A 21,221-nucleotide genomic window follows, 5' to 3' on the forward strand; every position below is an offset into this window, starting at 1 on the left:
CTCGCCGAGCAGTACTTCGATCACGGCTCGGGCCGGTACGTCATCGGCGTACCGGCCAACGCACAGTACGGCACCCGACCCCGGTCGTCGCGCTGGGCGCGGCGTGAACAGCGGTGACCCGGGCAGCGGTAGTCGCCGTCGAGCACCACCGGCGCGAGGCCCTCCAGCTGGGCACCGTCGGCGTGGTCGGGAAACGACGACCCGGGGCCGATGTTGCGTTCGGTCTCGGGCTCGGTCTCGCCCCGCCAACCGAGCTGCCGGCAGACCTCCACCACCGGCCTACCGGCAGCCAGGTCGTCGAGCAGCTCATCGAGCAGATCGGTCCACAGCCCCGCCTCGGCACGTTCGCGCAGGGTGGGCACGGCGGCGCACAACGATGCCAGCAGACGACGTTGCTCCATACACGACACTCCCGTCGGTTGACGCCCGCGCTGCCGTCGAATCTACTGAAGCGGTGCCATCCGCCGGCAGGTCCATCGATGCGGTGGATCCGCTCATCATCGCGTACAACGACAGCGGCGACGAATCCCTGCTGGTACGGGCCGAGGACGTGGCGCGGAAGATCCTCGCTGCCGATCCGTCCCGGGTGGACGTGCTCGCCGCGCTCTCCACCGTCCTGATGCTGCGTGGCCGCACCTCGGACCCGCAGCACCTCGACACCGCCGTAGCCACCGCCGAGAGGGCAGCGGCGCTGACCCCGCCCGACGACCCGTGGTGGCCCTACGTCAACGCCCAACTCGCCCTGGTCGTCGGCTTCCGCTTCGAACAGCGACGCGCGCTGTCGGACCTGTCCCTGGCCAAGCGCCACGCGGATGTCGCGGTGGCCGCCGTCGGCGAGGACGACCCCGTCCGGATCGACGTGCTGATCCGCTGCGTGAACGTGTACCGACTCAGTTTCGAGAGGTTCGGACAGCTGGCGGACATCGACACGGCCGTCCGCCTCAGCCGGGAGGTCCACCGCTCGACCGACCCCGACCACGTGCTCACCGCGCGTCAGCTGCTGGCCATCTGCCTGGTCATGCGCTTCGCCCGCACCGGTAGCCCCGGTGACATCGACGAGGCGATCACCCACTGCCGCAGCGGCCTGGCCGCCATGCCCGCACGGCACGTCGACCGGGCCGCACTCAACGGTGTGCTGGTGATCGCGCTGGTGCAACGCTGGGTGGTTCTCGACGGTGACGACGACACCGACCTGCACGAGGCGGTCCGGGTCAGCCGGCAGGTCGTCGCGGACCTGCCGAACATCGGCACGGTCCGCGCGCAACTGCTGGCCACCCACGGCGCCCTGCTGGTCATGCACAGTCTCAGCAGCAACTCCCCGGCGCACCTGGACGCGGCGATCCGCAGCGCCCGGCAGGCCGTCGAGGCGCCGACGGCCGGCACCCAACGGGCCGGCCACCTGGTCAACCTGGCTCACTCGCTGCTCATCCGGGCCCGGATGAGCAGCGACCCGGCCGGGGTCAGCGACGCCGTCGACACCGGCATGGCCGCCCTGGCCGGCTTCTCCCCCGGCCACCCGGACCGGGCCCGTGCCCTCAACGTGCTCGGCACGGCCCTGCGGATCCGCTACCTCATCGATCACGACCCGCGCGACCTCGACACCGCGGTGGGCATGTGGCGGTCGTCGTCGGCCTCCCGGGCGGGAGCGATCGAGATCCGGATGACCGCAGCCCGCACCTGGGCACAGACCGCCGCCGAAGCCGGCGACGCGGAGCTGGCCCTGGAGGCCTACGGCACCGCCGTGGGTCTGCTGCCGCTGCTGGCGTGGCGCGGCCTGGACCGCACCGTGCAGGAGAAGCGGCTGACCGCGGTGACCGGCCTGGCCGGGGACGCGGCTGCCTGGGCCATCGCTGCCGGGCAGCCCGAACGCGCGGTGGAGCTGCTGGAGCAGGGCCGTCAGGTGCTGTGGTCACAGGCCCTGCAGACCCGCAGCGACCTGTCCGCGCTCGCCGCGGTCGCGCCCGCGCTCGCCGACGAACTCGACCGGACCCGCCGCGAACTGGACGGCACCGAGGCTTCCCCGATCGTCGAGCTACCGGCCCGGCCCGGCTGGAAGATGGGCCGCGACCTGCTGACCAGCGCGCTGGGCGGACCGTACCGCGCCGACACCGAGGACGCCGGTCACCGTCGCCGGTTGGCCGAACGCTGGGAGAGCCTCGTCGCCGAGGCCCGCCGCCAGCCGGGCTTCGAGAACTTCCTCCGCCCGCCGTCGTTCGCCGCCCTGCAACCCGCGACGGCCGGCGGCGCGGCGGCGCTGGTCAACACCTCACGCTGGCGCAGCGACGCGATCATCGTCACCGCCGACGCGGTACGGGCAGTACCGCTGCCCTGGCTGTCCCACGACACCGCACAGCGTCGTGCCGTGGCCTTCCTCGACGTGCAGCGGGCGGTGGAAGGGGGCGGTGGGCCGGCCGAGCGGGTCGCGCTGCGCCAGACACTCGTGGCGCTGCAACGATGGCTGTGGGACACCGTCGGGGAGGCCGTCTGCGCGACCCTCGACGACATCCTCGGTAGCGCGCCGGACCGGCGGCACCGCGTGTGGTGGTGCCCGACCGGGCCGCTGACGATGCTGCCGCTGCACGCCGCCGGCCGGTTCGGCGCGAACGCCTCGCTCGCCGCGAAACGCCGGATCTCGGTCGCCGCCCGCTGCGTGTCGTCCTACACCCCCAGCCTGTCCGCGCTGCTGCGCGCCCGCGCCACCCCGGTGCCGTCCGGGCCGCCGCAGGCCTTCGCGGTGGGGCTCGGCACCCTGCCCGGCCAGGCGCCGCTGCCGGCGGTCAGCGACGAGCTGCGCGCGGTCAGCTCACACGTTCCCGGCCTACGGGTGCTGTCCGGCCGCCGCGCCACCGTCGAGGGCGTGTTGACCGCCCTCGAACAGCACGGCTGGGCGCACTTCGCCTGCCACGGCGACCAGGACTTCCAGCGGCCCAGTGCCGCCGCCCTCCGCCTGGTCGACGGCAGGCTCAGCGTCCTGGACCTGGCCGGCCGTCTCGCCGCCCGCAGCCGGTCGGCCGGCGGCGCCGATCTCGCCTACCTCTCCGCGTGCCGCACCGCGGCGGGTGGCCGTGACCTGCCCGACGAGGCCATCCACCTGACCGCGGCGTTGCAGATGGCCGGTTTCCGGCACGTCATCGGCAGCCAGTGGGCGGTCGCCGACCGGGTGGCGGCCCAGGTCGCCGACGACGTCTACGCCGGCCTGCGGGTCGGGGAGCAGCTGGACGCCGACGCTGCGGCCGTCGCCCTGGACGCCGCCATCGACCGGGTACGACGGACGCACCCGGACCGCCCGGAACTGTGGGCCGCCCTCATTCACACCGGTCCCTGACCACCCGGCCGCGCCCGACGACCTCGAGTGCAGCCAGTTCGCCGTCGTACACGACGCCGGCCGGGCAGCCGCGGGTGTCGCCGACAGCGACTGCACGACACGCCGTTACCGGCCCACCGTGGGCACCCTCCCCACCCCGGTCGTCAGGTCACGATGAGCACCCGGTGCAGGCGTCGCGCCTCGGTTACCAGGCGGGTCGTCCCACCCCGGCCCGCGACGTCGGCGAGTCCCGGCACCTCGATCCGCACCCCGGTGCGGGTGGCCGTCTCCGCCGCCAGGGTCAGCAGGTCAGGCAGCCCACGGGGCGGCTTGTCGGCGGTGAGCAGGGTCGGCAGCGCTGCGGCCAGCAGCCGCCACACGGTCAGTGGGGCACCGGCCGTGGCGGTGTCCCGCAGCGGCTCGACGGCCCGGGAGAGCTTCACCTGCCCGGTGGCGACCAACCGACCAAGCTGCTCCCCCACCCCGGCGGCATCGAGCCGACCGCCGGCGGCGAGCCCGAGCAGGGCGTCCACCGTGGCGATCCGGTCGGCACCGTGCCGGGCACCGAGGCCGTAGGCCAGCGCCAAGTCGACGGCGACACCACCGGCCCCTGCGCAGTCGACGAGCAGGGGCAGCACCGCGGTGCCGTCGCGCAGGTCCAGGTCGGCGGCGGCGGCCACCTCCGGCAGGGCGTACGCGGCGACCGCGCCCCGGTGACCGGGCAGGATCGACGGCCAGAGTCGCGCCCAGCCCCGGTACTCGACATGGGTGAGCGGGGCCGGGTCGGCGGTCAGTAGGCCGTACCGGTCGTCGTACCCCTCCGGTGGCCGCAGCTCGACCAGCACACGCCGGAGCGGAAGCTGGTCGTACGCCCAGTCGTTCCTGCCTGTGCGCGGGCGGCGCTCCATGGTGACGGCCCGCATGACCGGTTGTGGCAGCCCGCCGGTGCGCAACCAGGCGGCGAGCCGGTCACCGGCGGGCGTGCCGAGCGCCGCCGCCTTGCCGGCCACCGCCTCGTCGTCGGGGCCGGTGGGCAGCCGGAGCAGTGCCTGGGTGAAATCCCAGCGCCACGGTTCCCGGTCGCCGCGTGCCGCCAGACGATCGAGCAGCACGAACGGGTCGAGCATGCCGTTGACCGAGGTGGGCGTGGCGAGCAGGCCGTGCTGACAAGAGTCGCCGAGCCGGTGACCGATCTCGATGAGCCGGCCCTTCAGCAGGCGGTGCGGTGGCGGCACCCGGGGATCGGTGACGACCAGCTCCGGCCCATCGGCCGAGCGGTCCGGACGGTGCAGGGCGGCGAACAGCCGACCCCAGCGGCTCTTCGCGGCGACCGGCCGGTCGGCTCCACCGGCGCTGCGGAACATGTCGACGACCACCTCCTGGAGGCCGAACGGATCCCGGTCGTACAGGTTGGCCCAGCTCCAGTGCCGGCGATCGACGACCGGGTCGAGCGCGACGCGTACCCGTGAACCGTCGGTGGCGGTGAGCCGGACCAGACCATCGATGATCCGGTCCAGCAGCCCGTCAGGGCGGTCGGTGCCGAGCAGCGCAGCGACCTCCTCGGCCAGCTCGTCGACGTCGGTGATCGGTGCCGGGGCGGCCGCCGGTGGTGTGGGAGCGGGCAGATCGTCGCCACGTGGCGTGGCGACCGCGCCACCGGCGACGACGGCCGGGGTGGCGCCGTGCCGGGTGGCCAGGGTGGTCGCCCGGTCACGGATCTCGACCGCGTCGTGCTCGACGGCGACGGCGATGACCTCGGCGATCGTGGCGGCCCGGTCGCGGTGCTGCCGGGCCAGCCGGTCGAGCCAGGCGAGCTGGGCCCGCACCAGGACCTTGTCGGGTCGCAGCAGCACCTCGTGGGAGGTGTCGAGCAGCTCGTCGAGGGGCTGATCGGGGAGTTCGCGCAGGACCTTCTGCGCCATGGAGGCGACCGGGGCCGGCGCGTCGGCGAGCAGCCGGAGATAGTCGGCACGCCGCTCGGCGACCTCGGCCGGGGTCGGCTGGAGCTGGTCGAGCAGGGTGGTGAAGGCGCGCAGCGCGGCGGGTCGGTCGCCGCGCAGCAGCCGGCCAATCGAGCCGTCGATCAGCACCGCGCGGTCGACGACCCCCTCCCCGGCCAGCTGTGCCAGGGCGGCCGGCAACGGGTGCCGGCGCCGGTCCGCCCCGGTGGTGAGGACCTCGTCGTACATCATCGTCGTACCGAGGCCGTCGACCTCGAAGAGCCGGGGCAGCAACGCCGGCAGGAACGGATCGGTTCGCAGCCGGTCGAGGACCAGCTGGCGCGGCCCGGAACGCCGGTGCTCATCGGCCGGGAGCGACACCACCCAGAGCTCCACGAACCGGTCGCCGGCCGGCGGCGGCAGGCCCTCGGCACGCAACAGCGTGGCGATCATCCGCCAGTGTTCGACTGCGACCCAACTGCTCTGGGAGAGCTTGCCGGCCATCCGGTAGGCGAGGTCGCCGAGCCAACCGATCCCCCGATCGGCGGCGACCTGGCGTACCAGTCGGGCGGCCCGCGCGCCGTCGAGGGTGACCGACCGGCGGTTGACGACCGGCGCCGCCTGCGCCGCGCTGGGCAGGCAGCCGACCGCGGCAACCGTCAACGCCGTACCCGGGCCGACACTCCACCACCCCACCTTCTCGGCTTTGACCCAGGCGACCAGCTCGCTGCCGATCTCGCGGCGACGGCCCTCGGGCAGACCGGCCAGGGCCTCGACGATCAGATCGGCGGAACCGCCCTTGATCAGCTCGAACAGGTCGCTGGTGCCCTCGACCGCCAGCTCCCGCCGGCGCCGGACCATGCTCTTGGTCACCTCGTGCCGACGGCTCACCGCGACACCTCGGCTGCGGTGCCCGCCATCCGGACGGCGAGCGCGTGCTTGCACGGCCCGCGCTGGCCACGGTGCTTGGCCCACCACTGGCAGGTGCAGGTGAACGTGTCATCGGGCAGCCGGCGGACCCGGTAGACCTCGCCGCCGCTGCGCACGGTGGCCGCCGCGCCGTCGGATTCGACGGCACCGCCCTCGAGCAGTGCCCGGGCACCGACCAGGCGGGGATTGTCCCGCTCGGCCCGTTCGGCGTCGTACGGCATCACCCGGTGGAAGTACGCCGCCTCGGAGACGTCGTAGCCGACCCGGCCGGCGGTGCCGAGCTGCGCCAGCGCGCCGCGGACCCGGTCCTGGTCGATCCCGGCCGAGGTGGCCAGCGCGTCCATGTCGATGGTCGGATCCCAGGAGAGCAGGGCCGAGATCAGGTCGGCGTCGTCGGCCACCTCGTCGCCGGCGAGCGCGGTAAGGGCCGCGCCCTCTCCGGAGAAGCCCCGGTAGGGCTCGGGTGAGAGGGTGAGCGAGAGCCGCAGGGCACCGGTGTCCAGCTCCCAGGTGCTCGGCACCGGGGCCGAGCCGGCCGCCACGGTCGGGCCGTAGACCTGGAGGCTCCGGGCGAAGCGCAGCATCGGTCGCAGGGCGGTCAGCCGGGTCGCACCGGTCAGGCACACCGCGCCGGGCACGGGCCGGGAGGTCAGCCGCAACGACCCGCCGGCTGGAACCGCCCAGAGCACCGAGCGGTCGCTCGACGTCGGCAGCCGGCGCAGGAACGCGGCCGCTTCGGTCGCCGGGATCTCGGCCCTCGGCTCGAACGCCGACGCCAGCACCTGTACCTCGGCGAACCCCCGCAACCAGCGCACCGGCAGCGGCACCTTCTTCTCCACGACCGCGCCGCCGAGCGTGGTGACCGTCAGGTCGTCGGGTCCGACCGACAGCCGCAGCGGGTCACCGCCGCCGACCCGGGCGAGCGCCTCCCGCAGCGGGTTGTTGACATCGACGTTGGTGGTGCCGTGCTCGACGATGTCACCGTCGAGCCCGGCGGGCAGCGCGTCGAGGCGGGCGTAGACACCGCAGCAGCCGGAGAACGACTCGAACCGGAGCCGGTCGCGACTGCCGGTGACGACCGGGTCGAGGCTCGCCGGGCTGATCGGCCGGTGGTAGCGGGTGCGGGCCACCTCGGCCACGGCGAGCAGCCCGACGGCGGCCGGCTGCGGCGTGGTGAGGAAGCCGGTGAAGAACTGGGGGTTCGGCACCGGCCCGCCGCTGGTCTGGAAGGCGAGACCATCCGGTCGCAGCACGGATGGGCCCAGGTATCGGTACGTCTGAACAGCGCTCACAGCCTGGCAAGCTACGAGATCACTGCGACATTCTCGGCTGCACCCCCGGGTGCGGGGATACGCCCCACGGACAAGCAGCGCAAGGACGAGGTGCTCCCTTCAGCGCCGCGGCCCCAAGCGGTCGCGCAGCTGTCCCCCTACGGCACGGACGCGACCGCAAGCCAGCGGGGTTGACCGGTGTGGCGGACGGGGTCGATACGTTGATCTCACGCTCTCCTGGTGGTTGGCCTGCGGGAACAGGTGGTGGCTTCGTACTCGGCCGGGCTTATGTAGTCCACTGTGGAATGGCGACGGCGGGTGTCGCACCAGCCCTCGATCTGACGACCTGTATCCGGGGCCGGCCCGGTGGCTGTCGGCCGGCGTCGGCGCGGGGGTGGCGCTGCTGCCGGCGGTCCCGGCGGTGCTACGCCGCCGGCGCGGGTGGCTACCACCGAGCGTCGATCCCGCAGGTCGGGGGCCGGATGCGGAGGCGGATTCGTGCCTTGCGCGACCTGGACCACAGGTGTACAACTATCGGGGCTAGGTACACATCTAGCTTTCGGTGGTACGCAACAGTGGAGGCCGGGTGTGGACCGCTTACGGATCGGTGTCGTCGGAGTCGGGGTCCAGGGACAGCTGCACGCCCGTGCGCTGCGCGACGTGCGGCAGGCCGAACTGGTCGCCGTCGCCGACATCTCGCCGGGTAACCGGGAATGGGCCGAGACCCGTCTCGGCGTCCGGGCCGTCGCGGACGTCGGCGACCTCCTCGACGAGGTTGACGCGGTGAGCGTCTGCACGCCGGACCACCTGCACGAGGAGGCGACCCTCGCCGCGCTCGCCGCGGGCAAGCGGGTGCTGCTGGAGAAGCCGATGGCGCTGTCGCGGGCCAGCTGCGACCGGATCATCGCCGGCCGGACCGATCCCGACGCGCTGATGATCGGCCACGTGCTGCGGTTCGACCCCCGGGTGCTGCGACTGCGTGAGGTGGTGCGCTCCGGCGAACTCGGGGACATCTGGCACGTCAAGGTGTGGCGGTGCACCTCGCAGGCGGTCGGCGAGGGAATCTGGGACCGGACGTCGGTCGCCTGGTTTCTCGGCATCCACGACGCCGACCTGCTCCGGTTCGTGACCGGCCGTGAGGTCGAGGTGACCGGCGCGGTCGGCCGTAAGGTGCTCTCGCCCAGCCACGACGTCGTGCACGCCACGGTCCGCTTCGGCGACGGCGCCATCGGCACGATGGAGAACACCTGGACGCTGCCGCACTCCCGCCCGTCGCGGGCCGACGCCGGTCTGCGGATCGTCGGTGAACACGGCATCCTCGAGATGAACCTCTCGCACAACGACCTGCTGTACGCCCGCCGGGACGGGGTGGCCAGCTTCATGGACACCTACTTCTGGCCCGGTCGCGACGGCGGCGGCGCCTACAACCTGCGTTCCGAGTTGGAGGCGTTCGTCGACGCCGCGCTGACCGGCGGGCCGACACCGGTCAGCGGCGAGGAGGGCCGCGCGGCCGTCGCCGTCGTCGAGGACATCGAGGCGGCGCTGGCCGGCGACCCGCCGCCCGGTCACTGAGGGGTCCGGATGCTGCGGTACGCGCTGCGTCGCCTCGCGATCTCGGTCCTGGTCCTGTTCGGTGCGGCGACGGTGGTCTTCTTCGCGATGCGGGCGGTCTCCGGCGATCCGGCGACCGCGGTGCTCGGGCCCGACGCCGACCAGTCGGCCGTCGAGGCGCTGCGCCGGGAGTACGGGCTCGACGCCTCGCTACCCGTCCAGTACGTCCAGTTCCTCCGGCGGGCCGTCGCCCTCGACTTCGGTGAGTCGTTCCGGCTCCACGACGCCGCGACGGACCTGGTGCTCACCCACCTGTCGGCGACGGCCGCCCTGGCGCTGACCGCCTTCGCGATCGCCCTGGTCCTCGGCTTCGCCCTGGGCACCCTCGCGGCGACCCGACCTAACGGCCTGGTGGACCGGGTGGTGTCGGTGCTGTCGATGCTCACCCAGTCCCTGCCGACGTTCTGGGTCGGCATCATGCTGATCCTGGTCTTCTCCCGGTTCCTGCACCTGCTGCCCAGCTCCGGCGCGGCGTCCCCGACCGCGATGATCATGCCGGCGGTGACGCTGGCCCTGCCGCTGCTCAGCGTGGTGCTCCGGCTGGTGCGCTCCGGGTTGCTCGACGTGCTGCACGAGGACTACGTGGTCACCGCCCGGGCCAAGGGCCTGTCCGAGACCCGGGTCGTCGGCTGGCACGCGATGCGCAACATGCTGATCCCCGTCGTCACCGTGGCCGGCCTGGAGTTCGGCAGCCTGCTGGGCGGCGCGGTGATCGTCGAGACCGTCTTCGCCTGGCCGGGGGTGGGTCGGCTGATGACCGACGCCATCGCCGCCCGCGACTACTCGGTCGTGCAGGCCTGCGTGATCACCGTCGCGGTGATCTTCATCGTCATCAACCTGCTCGTCGACCTGCTGTACGTCCGGCTGGACCCCCGGGTCCGCGAGAGCGTCTGAGAGGTGACCACCGTGTCCGACGGCGTACCCGGCCCGGCCGTGCTCGGCGCCCCGCTCGTGCCCACCGACGGCGGCCCGCCCGACCCGACGCCGACCCCACCGGCCGCCCCACCCGGCCGCCGACGTCGCCGGCTGCGCCTGTGGCTCCCCCTCGGGGTGATCGCCGCCTACCTGGTGGCGGGGGTGATCGGGCCGCTGATCGCCCGGTACGACCCGATCGCGACCTCCGTCGCCGACCGGCTGCTCCCCCCGGGCAGCCGGATGTCCGACGGCGGCCTGGCCCTGCTCGGCACCGACCAGGTCGGCCGGGACCTGCTACCCCAGATCATGCAGGGCGCCCGGATCTCGTTGCTGGTCGGCGCGGCGACCCTGCTGCTGGCCGGCACGGTGGGCGCCGCGATCGGCATCCTCTGCGGCTACCTCGGCGGGGTGGTGGACGCGACCGTCATGCGGCTGGCCGACATCCAACTGGCCTTCCCGTCGATCCTGCTCGCCGTCTTCGTCGCCGGCGTGCTCGGTTCCAGCGTCACCAACGTCGTACTCACCCTGTCCATCACCACCTGGCCGATCTTCGCGCGGGTGGCCCGCGCGCAGACCCTGGCGACCCGCTCCCGGGACTTCGCCAACGCGGCCCGCACCCTCGGCGCCGGCCCCTGGCACGTCGTCCGGCACTGCGTGCTCCCCGCGGTGGCCAGCCCGTTGCTGGTCATCGCCACCGTCCAGCTCGGATTCGTCATCGTCGCCGAGGCGTCGCTGAGCTTCCTGTCCCTGGGCATCCCGGCCGGTACGCCGAGCTGGGGCACCACCATCGCCAACGGACGCGACTACCTGGCCAGCGCCTGGTGGATCGCCACCCTGCCAGGCCTGGTCCTGGCCGTCTTCGTGGTCTGCGTCGGCGTGCTCGGCGACGAACTACGGGACCGCTCCGATCCGAACCTCTCCACCCGGTAACCCGTCAGCGAAATGGGAACACATGAGACCTTCGACCACCCGACTCGGTGCGCTGGCCCTCGCCGGCGTACTCGGACTGACCGCGTGCTCCTTCGGCTCCGACGACTCCGCCGGTGACGGCGGCGGCGTCACCACCCTCCGGGTCGCCAACCCGACCCCGGTGGTCTCGTTGAACCCGTTCGCCGCGAACTCGGCGGACCAGCCCACCCTCACCGTCGTCCAGGAGGTCTTCGAGACCCTCGTGGTCCGCCAGGACGGGAAGATCGCCCCGAAGCTCGCCGAGAGCTGGACCAACCCCGACCCGCTGACCTGGCAGTTCGTGCTGCGCAGCGGCGTCACCTTCGCCGACGGGACGCCGCTGACCAGCGCTGACGCCAAGGCGTCGCTCCAGGCGCTGATCAACGGCAAGGGGCCGCTGGCCGGGCTGTGGGCCACCGTCGACGACATCCGCACCCCCGACGAACGCACCCTGACCATCCACACCACGAGCCAGCTCGGCACCGTGCTGAGCAACCTCACCCTGCTCTGGATAGCCCCCGCCGCCAAGCTCGGCGACACCGCGTTCTTCGACGCCCCGTACGGCACCGGCCCGTTCAAGGTCTCGTCGTTCACCGCCGGCCAGGGCGTGAACCTGGTCCGCAACGACAACTACCGGGGCGACCGGCCGAAGCTGACCAGCATCTCCTACCGCTACATCCCCGAGGTGTCCGGCCGGGTGACCGCGCTGTCGAACAACGAGATCGACGTGACCTGGGGCCTGCCGCCGGACCAGCTGACCGGGCTGCGGGACAACAAGGACCTGACCGTCCGGTCGTTCCCCACCTATGCCAACTACTACATCTGGTTCAACAGCTCCCGCAAGCCGTTCACCGACGCGCGGGTCCGGCAGGCCATGTGGCACGCGGTCGACTTCGCCAAGATCAGCAAGTCGCTGTTCGACCAGGCCGGAACCCCGGCCACCGGCCCGCTGCCGGAGGCCGTGTTCGGCGCCGCCGGGCAGAACCCGTACACCTACGACCCGGCCAAGGCCCGGCAGCTGCTCACCGAGGCCGGCTACCCGGACGGGTTCAGCACCACCATGATGTGGAGCAGCGGCTGCTGCACCAACGGCAACTCCTTCGCCGACGCGATGATCAGCGACTGGGCCAAGGTCGGCATCGTGGTCAAGCCCCAGGAGCTGGAACGGGCCACCTGGCTGGACAAGCTGCTCAAGCTCGACTGGGACAGCACGATGACCACCGGCAGCACGGTCACCGGCGACGCCGACTTCACCCTGGCCCGGCTCTACCTGTCCACCGCCAAGCGCAACGGCTACGCCAACCCGGAGCTCGACCGCGTCCTGCTCGCCGCCCGTGCCGAACTCGACCAGGACAAGCGGGCCACCCTCTACGCCCAGGCCGGCAAGATCGTCTGGGACCAGGCGGTGGGCATCTTCCCGCTCGACCTCAACGGCAACGTCGTGCTGCGCGGCACCGTCGACGGGTTCACCCCGACCCCGAACGACCTGCCCGACTTCGCCGGCGTATCGCTGCGCTGACCCGAGAACCGGACCCGGAGGACCCGATGGTCGCACCACCGCACACCCCCCGTCCCCTGTTGACGGTCGACGATCTCGTCGTCTCGTTCGACGGCCCGCTCGGCGCCTACCGGGCGCTCAACGGCGTCTCCTTCTCCGTCGCCAGGGGCGAGACACTGGCGATCCTCGGGGAGTCCGGGTCCGGTAAGTCGGTCACCGTCCGCGCGGTCATGGCGCTGCTGCCCCGGCACAGCGCGACGATCGAACGCGGCACCATCCGGTACGACGGCGAGGAGATCTCCGCGCTGCCGGTACGGCGTACCCGCGAGTTGTCCGCCACCGAGATGGCGATGGTCTTCCAGGACTCGCTGACCGCGCTCAACCCGGTGGTCCGGGTCGGCCAGCAGATCGCCGAACTGTTCCGGGTCCGGCAGCGCACCTCACGCCGGGAAGCCTGGCGGCGCGCGGTCGCCGGCCTGGAACGGGTCGGCATCCCGAACGCCGCCCGCCGGGCCCACGACTACCCCCACCAGTTCTCCGGCGGGATGCGCCAGCGGGTGGTGATCGCGATGGCCCTCGCCCTGCGCCCCCGGCTGCTCATCGCCGACGAGCCGACCACCGCGCTGGACGTGACGGTGCAGGCGCAGATCATGGACCTGCTGCGCGAACTGCGCGAGGCCGACGGGATGTCGATGATCCTCATCACCCACGACCTCGGGGTGGTCGCCGACGTGGCCGACCGGGTCGCCGTCATGTACGCCGGAACGGTCGTCGAGTCGGGGCCGCTGCGCACCGTGTACGACGCCCCGGCCCACCCGTACACCCGGGGGTTGATGGCCTCGGTCCCCGCCCCCGACCGCCCCGGCGAACGGCTCACACCGATCGAGGGGATGCCGCCGTCGCCGCTGGCCACGCCGGCCGGCTGCCCGTTCCACCCCCGGTGCCCCGCCGCCCGCGCCGCCTGCCGCACCGACCGGCCGACCCTGCGCACCGTCGCCGCCGGCCACGAGGCGGCCTGCCACTACGCCGAGGAGGTGATGGCCGGTGTCGACATCGCCGAAGCGGCTTGAGGTCCGACAGCTTCGGGTCAGCTACCCGACCCACGGTGGCCCGCTGCGCCGGGCGGCGGCCGTACACGCCGTGGAACGGCTCAGCCTCACCGTCACCACCGGCCGCACCCTCGGCCTGGTCGGCGAGTCCGGCTGCGGCAAGTCCACCCTGGCCCGGGCCATCGTCGGCCTGCGCCGACCGACCGGCGGCGAGATCTGGTACGCCGGCGAACGGGTCGACAACGCCGACGCGGCCCACCGACGCCGGTTGACCGCCGAGATCCAGATGGTCTACCAGGACCCGTACTCGTCGTTGAACCCGCGCAAGAAGGTGTCCTTCATCGTCACCGAAGGCTGGCGGGTGCACCGCGGTTCCGTCCCCCGCGACCAGTGGCCGGCCCGCACCACCGAGCTGCTGGCCCGGGTCGGTCTCGCCGCCGAACTCGCCGACCGGTATCCACACCAGTTGTCCGGCGGCCAACGCCAGCGGGTCGGCATCGCCCGCGCCCTGGCCATGTCGCCCCGGATCCTGGTCTGCGACGAGCCGGTCAGCGCGCTGGACGTGTCCGTCCAGGCGCAGACCCTCAACCTCCTCGCCGACCTGCGGGCCGACCTCGGGCTGGGCTACCTGTTCATCGCGCACGACCTGTCGGTGGTCCGGCACATCAGCGATGACCTCGCGGTGATGTACCTGGGCCGGATCGTGGAGACCGGACCAGCGGCGACGGTGTACGACACCCCGGCCCACCCGTACACCCGCGCGCTGATCTCGGCGGCCCCCGTGCCCCGTCCCTGGGCGACGCCGCCGGCCGAACGCATCCTGCTCACCGGCGAGGTGCCGTCCCCGGCCTCGCCACCGTCCGGCTGCCGCTTCCGCACCCGGTGCCGACTCGCCCAGCCGCGCTGCGCCGAGGTCGAACCCGAACTGCGGACGGTCGCCGGACGCGAGGTCGCCTGCCACTACGCCGAGTCCAGCCTCGCCGACGCTTTACCGTCGACCACGGCGGTGACCCGGTGAACGGCGCCGAACCCGTCCGCGTCGGGGTCGACCTGGGCCAGGGCGGCTGCCGCGCGGTGGCCCGGCACGGCCGCTCGACCGGGCACGCCGAGACCCCCGGCTACTGGACCGGTGACGCCGACACCCGGATCGCCGACGCGGTGGCCGGCGCACTGGCCGACCTGGGCCCGCCCGACCCGGACACCACCGTGCTGGTCGGCGTCGGCATGACCGGGCTCAACGGCCGGCCACCGGCGACCGACGCCCTGCAGGCCCGGCTGCGCGCCCTCGGTCGACCCGGGCGGCTGCGGGTCGCCGACGACAGCGTGACCGCGTACCTCGGTGCGCTCGGCCCGGTCCCCGGCGCGGTCGTCGCCGCCGGCACCGGCGCGGTGGTCCTCGCCGCCGACGCCGCCGGCCGGACCGCCCGTTCCGACGGCTGGGGCGCCGACCTCGGCGACCGGGGCTCGGGACACTGGATCGGCCGGACTGCGATCCGGACCGCCCTGCGCGACCGGGACCGCGCCGCGCCCGGCCGGCTCGCCGACGCGGTGACCGACGCCTGGGGGCCGGTCGAGACGCTGCCGGCCCGCTGGCGGGCCGACCCACCGACCCCGGAACGGATCGCGGGCTTCGCCACCACGGTCGCCGACCTGGCCCGCGCCGGTGACGACGACGCCGCACGGATCTGGCGTCGGGCCGGCGAACTGCTCGCCGAATCGGTGGTCGGAGCGCTGTTCCGGGTCGGCCTCGAGGCGACCCCGGTCCCGGTCGCCGGCACCGGCGGACTGTTCCGGGCCACCGACCTGCTGTGGTCGCCGTTCACCACGGCGCTGCGGGCCGCAGCGCCCACCGCGCAGCCGGTTCCGGCCGCCGGTGACCCGCTCGCCGGTGCGCTGGCCCTGGCCGACGGGCCACCCGGCACCGGCCCGTTTCCCGGGCTCACCGTCCAGATCGACTTCGACGCAAAGGCAGAACACCGATGAACGTGGCCGATGCCCTCCGTGGACGCCTGATCGTGTCCTGCCAGGCCCAGGGCCAAAGCCCGTTCCGGGACACCGGACACATGATGGCGATGGCGGCCGCGGCCGTGCTCGGCGGCGCCGCTGGCCTACGCGGGCAGGGCGTGGACCACGTGCGCGGCATGGTCGACCTCGGAGTACCCGTGGTCGGACTGGTCAAGCGGCACACCCCCGGCAGCCCGGTCTACATCACCCCGTCCGAGGCCGACGTGACCGCGCTGACCGACGCCGGGGCGCAGATCGTCGCGGCCGACGCCACTGGCCGCCCCCGGCCCGGCGGGGAGAAGCTGTCCGACCTCGTCGCGGCGACCCACGCCGGCGGGGCGCTGTTCATGGCCGACGTCGACAGCCTCGACGCGGCCATCGCCGCCGTCGACGCCGGCGCCGACCTGGTCGGCACCACCCTGTCGGGATACGTCACCGGCCGCGTCCCCGACGGACCGGACATCGCCCTGGTGGGGAAGCTGAGTCGACATTGTCCGGTTCCGGTCATCGCGGAGGGGCGATACCGTACCCGTACCCAGGTCTCGGCGGCGTTCGACGAGGGTGCATGGGCAGTCGTCGTCGGCACCGCCATCTCGGACCCGGTCAACACCACGCGCAGGTTCGCGCAGGCCTGCCCGCATCCCCGGTTGGACTCGTGATGACCACCAAACTGAGCCAGATCCGTACCGAACTCCGGCACCGCGTCGCGGCACTGCCGGCGCACTCGGCCCTGCCCCGCGAGCGGGACCTCGCCGAGGAACTCGGCGTGAGCCGGACCACCCTCCGGCAGGCGCTACGCGAACTGCTCGACGCCGGCCTGGTCTACACCATCCGGGGACAGGGCACCTTCGTCTCCGACACCCGGATCGCCAAGGGCACCAGCCTCAGCGGGTTCACCGAGGACATGCTGGCCCGCGGCCTGCTGCCGAGCAGCAAACTGATCGTCGCGGACGCGATGGTCGCCCGCGACGCGGACGCCTCGGAACTCGGCCTGCCCGAGGGGTCACTGCTCTACCGGGTGGAACGGCTCCGGCTCGCCGACGGCGCACCGATGTGCCTCGAAGAGGTGCACCTGCCGGCCGACCTGTTCCCCGGCCTGCTGGTCGAGAACCTCGACACCGGGCTCTACGGGATCATGAAGGACCGCTACCACGTCCAGGTCACTGTGGCCCAGCAGATGATCGCCGCCGTCGTGCCCACCCCCCGGCAGTGCGACCTGCTGGAGATCCCACCCTCGGCGGCGCTGCTGGAGGTCCGCCGGATCGGCTACGACGGACGCGGCCGGGCCGTCGAACGCGCGGTGTCGCTCTACCGGGGCGACCGCTACCACTTCTCCCTGACCGCACGACGAGGCGAGGCAGACTGATGCGCACCACCGCACCGACGGCGGAGCAGCACACCGACGTCCTGGTGGTCGGCGGGGGCGTAGGCGGGATCGCCGCCGCGCTGGCCGCCTGCGAGGGCGGCGCCCGGGTCGTCGTCGTCGAGCCGTACCAGTGGATCGGGGGGCAGCTCACCTCGCAGGCGGTGCCGCCGGACGAGCACCCCTGGATCGAGACACACGGCGCGACAGCCAGCTACCGGCGGTTCCGCCAGGCGGTACGCGACCACTACCGGACCTGGTACCCGCTGACGCCCGACGGGTCCGGCCGACCGCTCAACCCGGGCAACGGCTGGGTCAGCCCGCTGTGTCACGAACCCCGGGCCGCACTGGCCGTCCTCCAGGCCATGATCGCCCCCTGGCGGGCGGCGGGGCGGCTGACCGTGCACACCCGGGCGCAGGTCGAACGGGCGCACACCGACGGGGACACGCTGACCGCCCTGACCGTCCGACTCGCCGACGGCAGGCTGCGTCACCTGACCGCCAGCCTCGTCCTGGAGGCGAGCGAGACCGGTGAACTGCTGGCCCTGGCCGGCATCGAACACCGCACCGGCACCGAGTCACAGGCACAGACCGGCGAACCGAACGCCCCGGACCGGCCCGCCCCGCTGAACATGCAGGCGACCACCGTCTGCTTCGCCCTCGAGCACGTCGACGGCGACCACACGGTGGACCGGCCAGCCGACTACGACCACTGGCGCACCCGGACCGCACCCGGCTGGCCGGGCCCCCTGTTCAGCTGGACCTATCCCGATCCGCGCACCGGTCGGGCAATCACCGGCCGGTTCACCCCCAACCCCGGCTCGGCGGCGAACTCGATGGAGGAGGGCCTGATCGCGCCGGAGCTGTGGACGTACCGGCGGATCCTCGACCGGCGGGCGTTCCGGCCCGGCCTGTTCCCCAGCGACGTGACGGTGGTCAACTGGCCGATGAACGACTACCTGGACGGGCCGCTGTTCGACGTGCCGGATGCCGAACGGCACGTCCGACGGGCCAGACAGGCCAGTCACGCGTTCCTGTACTGGCTGCAGACCGAGGCACCCCGCCCGGACGGCGGCACCGGCTTCCCCGGCCTGCGGTTGCGCCCCGACGTGACCGGCACCGACGACGGCTTCGCGCAGGCGCCGTACATCCGGGAGGCCCGCCGGCTGGTGGCGGTGACCACGCCGACCGAGCAGGACCTGTCGGTCGCGGTGCGGGGCGCCGCCGGTGCGGTCCACTATCCCGACACGGTCGGCACCGGTCACTACCGGATCGACCTGCACCCGACGACCGGCGGTGACGGATACCTCGACGTGGCGGCGCACCCGTTCGAGATCCCGCTGGGGGCGTTGCTACCCGAGCGGGTCACCAACGTGATCGCCGCCGGCAAGGCCGTCGGCACCACCCACATCACCAACGGCTGCTACCGGGTGCACCCGGCCGAGTGGTCGATCGGGGAGGCCGCCGGCGCGCTGGCCGCCTACTGCCTGGACCGCCGGACATCGCCGCACGGGGTCCGGGCCAGCCCGAAACTGCTTGCGGACTTCCAGTCCGAGCTGGCCCGGCGGGGGGTCGACCTGCGCTGGCCGACGATGGCGACGGCCCGGGGACCGGCCGGAGGCGGCGCACTGCCGAGCTGAGTCCGATGTGCCGGGAGCCCGGGTGCCGGCGAGTTCCCTCGGCCGGCCGACGCGCTCCTCGACTGGGCCGGGCAGCATCTGCCCGCCATCAAGGAGGCCCGCCGGTCATACGACGAGGCAGGGTACCCCCGCGCATCTCCTGACCGACCCGTCGCGGCAGCGACGCTCCCCCGGGCCACGCATCGGATCCGGCCGGGCCAACTCCCCGACGGCTACCGACACTGCTGATGTACCGCCGACGCGTCGATCAGGCCCTGGTATCGGTGGTTGTCCACGTCGAATCTGCACGGGGCCTCAACGCGGCAGGTGGAGAAGCTGGTCGAGCAGCTCAGGATCGGGGTGGTGCCGCCCGGCGGATCCTGCGGCACTGCCGGACGCATTACCTGCGCAACCCGCTGGCCAATGTCCCCAGATCCGCGCAGCCGTGGATCGTCAGCCTCGTCCGCACGATCTTCGACCATCCCGACCCTACCCCGCTCGCGGCATAGCGTCAGCCCCGAACCCGCAATGACCGTCTCTTACACCACTCAACTGTCGCAACTGCTATCTGCTCGGTGGGTCCTGCCGCCGTACCCCGCCTGCCCACCCGCCTCCGCCTATTGCATCCACCAGAGTGAGAGGGCTATATTCATAGCAGCCACTCAATCGAGGCTTACACGGGGGAAAGGTAACACGATGGAAAAAAGAGTGCCGTGGATCACTGGTGCCAAAAAGTCAATGCAGGTGGCGTTGCTAGTCGGCATGACCATCGCCACTAGCCTCACGGTCGCCACGAACCCGGCTCAGGCAAGGGCTCAGAGCTGCCAGTCCGCTAGCGTCTCAGCGATTCTGGATTACCGTGACGGCACCCAGTCGACGTTCAGCTGCACCGGCACGTACTATCCTTTCAACAAGGACGCGACCAAATTCAGAAGCCGTGGCTGGTCGGGCTACATCACTTACAGCACTGGCAGGCAGGACACGTTCTGCAACAACGACAACTTCTGGTACCCGGACTACGCCAGGGTGACCAAGCTGGTGCTTTCGCCAACCAAACTCTGTTAAGGCAACTCACACCTTTCGCTGAATCCTATCGCCAATAATAGCGGCCCTAGTCCTTTGACTAAGGGACGTCTCGTAACTGGGTGGAGACGTTGTCTACGGCTGGGTCTGTGGTCACCAGGTCAGGGCGATGTTGTGCAGGTTGGCGATGCCGGAAGCAGCAGCGGTCAATGTGCGGGCGGCGCGGCGGTAGTCGCGCAGGATCTTCCAGTTCTTCATCCTGGCCAGGGTGTGTTCGACCTGTGCGCGGACGGTGCGGTGCTGGGCATTCAGGTCCTGCTTCCAGGCCGGTAGCGGGCTGCCGTCGCGGTTCTTGCGGTACGGGATGATCACCTCGGGGTCGCCGCGGTAGCCGCCGTCGGCCATGACGGGCCGTCCGGCCAGCGCCTGGTCGATGCCGGAGGTGCGGTAGACGATCGTGTCGTTGCGGTTGCCCGGCTGGGGCTCGCCGACGGCGATGACCAGGCGGGTGCTGGCGTCGATGGCCACTTGTAGGTTGGTCGAGTACCGGTAGTTCTTGCTCGGCGCCGCGAGGCGGTGGTCTCGCGTCGGGATGAGGGTGCCGTCGACGATGGCGATCTGGTCGACCGGCCGGCGGCGCACGGGTGCGAGGACCAGCAGCGGGCCGAGGGTGTCGATGACTCGGTGCGCGGCGGAATGCGACACTCCGAACAGCGGGCCGATCTGCCGCATCGTCAGGTTCGTGCGCCAGTAAACGGCGACCAGCAGCACCCGGTCGGGAAGATCGAGAGCCCACTGCCGGCCCGGCCGACCGTCAGCAATCCCGTCCCCGCCACGCTCGGCGACCAGGCGGGCCAGCCTGCGGAACTGGGCGGGGGTCAACCCAGTGAACGGGAGGATCCACTCCTGGCGGGCTGCGGAGATCACCTGCACCCACGCATCCTCGATGATCATCCTCAGCGGACAGGCGCGGGGGCCATGAGGAGTGGACGTCTATCAGAGAGGACGACGTGAGCAGCCAGTACATCGTCATTACCGGGGGACCCGGTGCCGGCAAGACCACGCTGATCGACAGCTTGCGGCGTGCCGGTCACGCCTGCGTCGACGAAGCGGGACGACAGATCATCCAGGACCAGCTGTCGATCGGCGGTCAGGCGCTACACGCCGGCGACTCACGACTGTTCGCCGAGGTCATGCTCAGTTGGGAGATCCACTCCTACCGCCAAGCCAGCCAACATCCCGGACCCGTCTTCTTCGACCGAGGGATCCCGGATCTGGTCGGCTACTACCTCCTACTCGGCCAGCCCGTCCCCCCGCATGTGACCGCCGCCGCGCAGCTGTTCCGCTACCACCAGCGTGTGTTCATCGCCCCGCCCTGGCCGCAGATCTACACCACCGACAGCGAACGACACCAAGACTTCGCCGAAGCCGTCCGTACCCACGACGCCATGGTCGCCGCCTACATCCAACACGGCTACCAGCTCAGCACCCTGCCCCGCACCGACGTCGCCTCCCGCGTCCAGTTCATCCAGCAACACACCGCAGCCATCGACCACGGACCTCCCGGATCACCTCGCCCAAGCTGCCCCAAGTTACGAGACGTCCCTTAGGGCCGCTATTTCTACACAGGCGAGGTCTGCCCGCACAGGCCCTCGTGACATCCCCAGGGGTACGGGCAGATTCAACCCGGCCGACACCTGATGGACTCCACACCTACGACCGACAGGCCGGGGCCGCACTCGTCGG

18 protein-coding genes are annotated in these 21,221 nt (G+C 72.2%); 14 read left to right on the plus strand and 4 right to left on the minus strand.

Annotated elements, in window-relative coordinates:
• Positions 1–20: 20 nt before the first annotated feature.
• Positions 21–401, minus strand: coding sequence for a hypothetical protein (locus O7612_RS17445; RefSeq protein ID WP_282265609.1), 381 nt, complete (start codon positions 399–401; stop codon positions 21–23).
• Positions 402–484: 83 nt separating this feature from the next.
• On the opposite strand from O7612_RS17445, the gene O7612_RS17450 reads away from it, so the two are divergent.
• Positions 485–3,325 carry a CHAT domain-containing protein gene (locus O7612_RS17450; RefSeq protein ID WP_282265610.1) on the plus strand — a complete coding sequence of 947 codons (2,841 nt, stop codon included), beginning with the start codon at positions 485–487 and terminating at the stop codon, positions 3,323–3,325.
• A gap of 143 nt (positions 3,326–3,468) precedes the next feature.
• Here the strand turns inward: O7612_RS17450 and O7612_RS17455 are convergent, their stop codons facing one another.
• Together O7612_RS17455 and O7612_RS17460 are read right to left on the minus strand one after the other, a co-directional pair.
• Complete coding sequence (locus tag O7612_RS17455) at positions 3,469–6,135, minus strand: DUF6493 family protein (RefSeq protein WP_282265612.1); 2,667 nt, start codon at positions 6,133–6,135, stop codon at positions 3,469–3,471.
• The gene (locus tag O7612_RS17460) at positions 6,132–7,466 is read right to left on the minus strand and encodes an SWIM zinc finger family protein (RefSeq protein ID WP_282265614.1); all 1,335 of its coding nucleotides are present in this window, start codon (positions 7,464–7,466) and stop codon (positions 6,132–6,134) included. Before O7612_RS17460 ends, O7612_RS17455 begins: the two co-directional genes overlap by 4 nt.
• A 567-nt stretch (positions 7,467–8,033) precedes the next feature.
• Here O7612_RS17460 and O7612_RS17465 point away from each other — a divergent pair.
• From O7612_RS17465 to O7612_RS17520, 12 genes are all read left to right on the plus strand, one after another.
• Entirely contained in the window at positions 8,034–9,017 is a 984-nt protein-coding gene (locus O7612_RS17465; RefSeq protein ID WP_282265616.1) for a Gfo/Idh/MocA family oxidoreductase, read from the plus strand.
• 9 nt (positions 9,018–9,026) lie between these two features.
• Positions 9,027–9,950 (plus strand): ABC transporter permease, encoded by a 924-nt coding sequence (locus tag O7612_RS17470; protein ID WP_282265618.1) that lies wholly within the window; start codon positions 9,027–9,029, stop codon positions 9,948–9,950.
• A 3-nt stretch (positions 9,951–9,953) separates the two neighbouring features.
• The gene (locus tag O7612_RS17475) at positions 9,954–10,901 is read left to right on the plus strand and encodes an ABC transporter permease (RefSeq protein ID WP_282265620.1); all 948 of its coding nucleotides are present in this window, start codon (positions 9,954–9,956) and stop codon (positions 10,899–10,901) included.
• Between the two features lie 22 nt (positions 10,902–10,923).
• Complete coding sequence (locus tag O7612_RS17480; RefSeq protein WP_282265622.1) at positions 10,924–12,438, plus strand: ABC transporter substrate-binding protein; 1,515 nt, start codon at positions 10,924–10,926, stop codon at positions 12,436–12,438.
• Positions 12,439–12,464: 26 nt separating this feature from the next.
• A complete protein-coding gene (locus O7612_RS17485; protein WP_282265624.1) occupies positions 12,465–13,487 on the plus strand; it encodes an ABC transporter ATP-binding protein in 1,023 nt (340 codons plus the stop codon).
• A complete protein-coding gene (locus O7612_RS17490) occupies positions 13,462–14,484 on the plus strand; it encodes an oligopeptide/dipeptide ABC transporter ATP-binding protein (protein WP_282265626.1) in 1,023 nt (340 codons plus the stop codon). The genes O7612_RS17485 and O7612_RS17490 overlap by 26 nt, the downstream gene beginning before the upstream one ends.
• Positions 14,481–15,449 (plus strand): BadF/BadG/BcrA/BcrD ATPase family protein, encoded by a 969-nt coding sequence (locus O7612_RS17495; RefSeq protein WP_282265628.1) that lies wholly within the window; start codon positions 14,481–14,483, stop codon positions 15,447–15,449. The genes O7612_RS17490 and O7612_RS17495 overlap by 4 nt, the downstream gene beginning before the upstream one ends.
• A complete protein-coding gene (locus tag O7612_RS17500; protein ID WP_282265630.1) occupies positions 15,446–16,129 on the plus strand; it encodes a putative N-acetylmannosamine-6-phosphate 2-epimerase in 684 nt (227 codons plus the stop codon). Before O7612_RS17495 ends, O7612_RS17500 begins: the two co-directional genes overlap by 4 nt.
• The gene (locus O7612_RS17505; RefSeq protein WP_067309956.1) at positions 16,129–16,836 is read left to right on the plus strand and encodes a GntR family transcriptional regulator; all 708 of its coding nucleotides are present in this window, start codon (positions 16,129–16,131) and stop codon (positions 16,834–16,836) included. Before O7612_RS17500 ends, O7612_RS17505 begins: the two co-directional genes overlap by 1 nt.
• Positions 16,836–18,473, plus strand: coding sequence for an FAD-dependent oxidoreductase (locus O7612_RS17510; protein WP_282265636.1), 1,638 nt, complete (start codon positions 16,836–16,838; stop codon positions 18,471–18,473). Before O7612_RS17505 ends, O7612_RS17510 begins: the two co-directional genes overlap by 1 nt.
• 227 nt (positions 18,474–18,700) lie before the next feature.
• On the plus strand, positions 18,701–18,961 hold the full coding sequence (locus tag O7612_RS17515; RefSeq protein ID WP_282265637.1) for a transposase: 261 nt from the start codon (positions 18,701–18,703) through the stop codon (positions 18,959–18,961).
• Between the two features lie 187 nt (positions 18,962–19,148).
• Positions 19,149–19,517, plus strand: coding sequence for a hypothetical protein (locus O7612_RS17520; RefSeq protein ID WP_282265641.1), 369 nt, complete (start codon positions 19,149–19,151; stop codon positions 19,515–19,517).
• Positions 19,518–19,628: 111 nt separating this feature from the next.
• Here the strand turns inward: O7612_RS17520 and O7612_RS17525 are convergent, their stop codons facing one another.
• The gene (locus O7612_RS17525) at positions 19,629–20,408 is read right to left on the minus strand and encodes a transposase family protein (RefSeq protein WP_282273946.1); all 780 of its coding nucleotides are present in this window, start codon (positions 20,406–20,408) and stop codon (positions 19,629–19,631) included.
• Between the two features lie 77 nt (positions 20,409–20,485).
• On the opposite strand from O7612_RS17525, the gene O7612_RS17530 reads away from it, so the two are divergent.
• Complete coding sequence (locus O7612_RS17530; protein ID WP_282265643.1) at positions 20,486–21,085, plus strand: AAA family ATPase; 600 nt, start codon at positions 20,486–20,488, stop codon at positions 21,083–21,085.
• Positions 21,086–21,221 lie beyond the last annotated feature (136 nt).

It is taken from the genome of Micromonospora sp. WMMD987 (assembly GCF_029581435.1).
GTDB lineage: Bacteria > Actinomycetota > Actinomycetes > Mycobacteriales > Micromonosporaceae > Micromonospora > Micromonospora rifamycinica.